The 2240-nt window shown below is 63.5% G+C and carries 2 protein-coding genes; both read left to right on the forward strand.

The window, feature by feature from the left end:
• Positions 1-62 precede the first annotated feature (62 nt).
• Positions 63-926 (forward strand): IclR family transcriptional regulator, encoded by an 864-nt coding sequence (locus AC1D1X_RS21110; RefSeq protein WP_477670158.1) that lies wholly within the window; start codon positions 63-65, stop codon positions 924-926.
• 271 nt (positions 927-1197) lie between these two features.
• Positions 1198-2240 (forward strand): ATP-dependent helicase (locus AC1D1X_RS21115; protein ID WP_477699093.1); only part of this gene is annotated, 1043 nt, incomplete at its 3' end.

The raw sequence follows: 2240 nt of genomic DNA on the forward strand, positions 1-2240 counted from the left end.
ATCAAGAGCGCTGCGTTACATATCAAAATTGCAATGCCTTCGACCTCACCCACCCTGCCGCCATGACACAAAAATATTCCGTTCTCCCGACGAATGACCAGAACACGAACGACGCCGGCGCCACCGCACCCCCGCCTCTTGCCGACGACCGCTACCGGGCACCGGCGCTTGATAAGGGCCTTGACATCCTTGAGTTGCTGGCTCGCCAGCCGCAGGGCCTGACGCGCGCGGAGATCGTCAAGGAAATGGACCGCAACGCGAGCGAGATCTACCGCATGCTGGAGCGGTTGGTGGCACGGCAATATGTCATGCGTTCGCTCTCGGGCGACCGCTATTCGCTGAGCCTGAAACTCTTCACGCTGGCGCACATGCATCCACCGCTCAACCGGCTGGTGACCCAGGCCATTCCCATCATGGAGGCCTTTGCGCACAAGGCTGAGCAGGCCTGCCACATGGGCGTTTACGACCAGGGCAATGTGCTGATCACCGCGCAGGTCAACGGCCCCGGCACCTGGAGCATGACGATCCGCGTGGGCGTGCATGTCGGGCTGGTCGATACCGCCTCGGGCCGGGTGTTGCTGGCTTTCGCAGATGCCAGCCAGGCTCAGCAAATGCTGGCCCAGCACACCGCACTCGAAGGCGAAGTGCCGATCGGGTCCGATGCATTGGCTGCCGCCCTCGGTGTCATCCGGGAGCAAGGCTATTTCGAGCGCGACAGCCTGCAGTCTTTCGGCGTGGCCGATATCTCCTGCCCCATCTTCGGGCCCGACCACAGCGCCCTGGCCGCGTTGACCTGCCCTTACGTGCGGCGCATAGACCGCCACGTCGGCCCCGACCAGAAAACCGTGCGCCTGCTACTGCAGCAGGCAGCCCAGGCACTGTCGTTGACGCAAGGTGGGTTCGCCCCGGCGAGCCGGAACGCATGAAGCCGTGCTTGCTCGTATGCTATTGATTCGATAGCTGCTTGCGCAGACCAGCATTGCGCCGCAAGCATTTATTGCTTGAATCCGGGGCTTGGGGTGGTTCCGTGCGGGCGCGGTCTTTTTTCATCCAGCCAAAGCGCCCGGCATGAAACCGGCAGCCTGGGCCAAGCCACGTTGCCTGCCCCAAAGGGGGCAGCCGCTATGATTTGCCGTTCACCGGCAGTACCTGACAAGGCCGGTCCCGCGCATTTTTCCCCTGGAACCGATTCTTTTCATGACCCACGGCCTGAACCTCGCCCAACAAGAAGCCGTGAACTACCTGCATGGTCCCTGCCTGGTACTGGCGGGCGCAGGTTCCGGMAAGACGCGGGTTATCACGCACAAGATAGGCCGGCTGATCCAGTCCGGCCTCAAGCCCGAACAGATTGCCGCGATCACCTTCACCAACAAAGCCGCCGCCGAAATGCGCGAGCGGGCCAAGGCGCTGATCGGCAAAAGCGCCAAAGGCGTGCTGGTCTGTACCTTCCACGCGCTGGGCGTGCGCATGCTGCGCCAGGACGGCGCGGCGCTGGGCCTCAAACCCCAGTTCTCGATTCTCGACAGCGACGACGTGACCAGCATCATCAAGGACGCCGGCGGCAGCACCGATGCGGCCACGGCGCGGCAATGGCAATGGACCATCAGCCTGTGGAAGAACATGGGCCTCAACGCAGCCGAAGCCCTGGCGCAGGCCAATGGCGACGAAGAGCGCGCCATTGCCCGCGTCATGGCGCACTACGAAGAGCGCCTGACCGCCTACCAGAGCGTCGACTTCGACGACCTGGTCGGCCTGCCGCTCAAGCTGCTGCGCGAGCACGACAACGTGCGCGAAAAATGGCAGCAATCGCTGGGCCATGTGCTGGTCGACGAATATCAGGACACCAACGCCACGCAGTACGAGATGCTCAAGCTGCTCGTCGGCCCGCGCGGCCGCTTCACCGCGGTGGGCGACGATGACCAGTCGATTTACGGCTGGCGCGGTGCCACGCTGGACAACCTGAAAAAGCTGCCGCAGGACTATCCCAACCTCAAGGTTGTGAAGCTCGAGCAGAACTACCGCTCCACCAGCGCCATCCTGCGCGCGGCCAACAACGTGATCGGCCCCAACCCCAAGCTGTTTCCCAAGACGTTGTTCAGCGAGCTCGGCGAAGGCGAGCCGGTGCGCGTGATCGATTGCGACAGCGAGGAGCACGAAGCCGAGCGCGTGGTGGCCCGCATCCAGAGCCTGCGCGCCGAAGGCAGCTTGCAGGCAGAAGGCGGGCAGTACAAGGAGTGGAA

It is taken from the genome of Polaromonas sp. P1_G4 (assembly GCF_056405475.1).

Bases quoted from the DNA above. Each gene is read 5' to 3' on its own strand.
- AC1D1X_RS21110 (WP_477670158.1), top strand. From the start codon at position 63: ATGACACAAAAATATTCCGTTCTCCCGACGAATGACCAGAACACGAAC.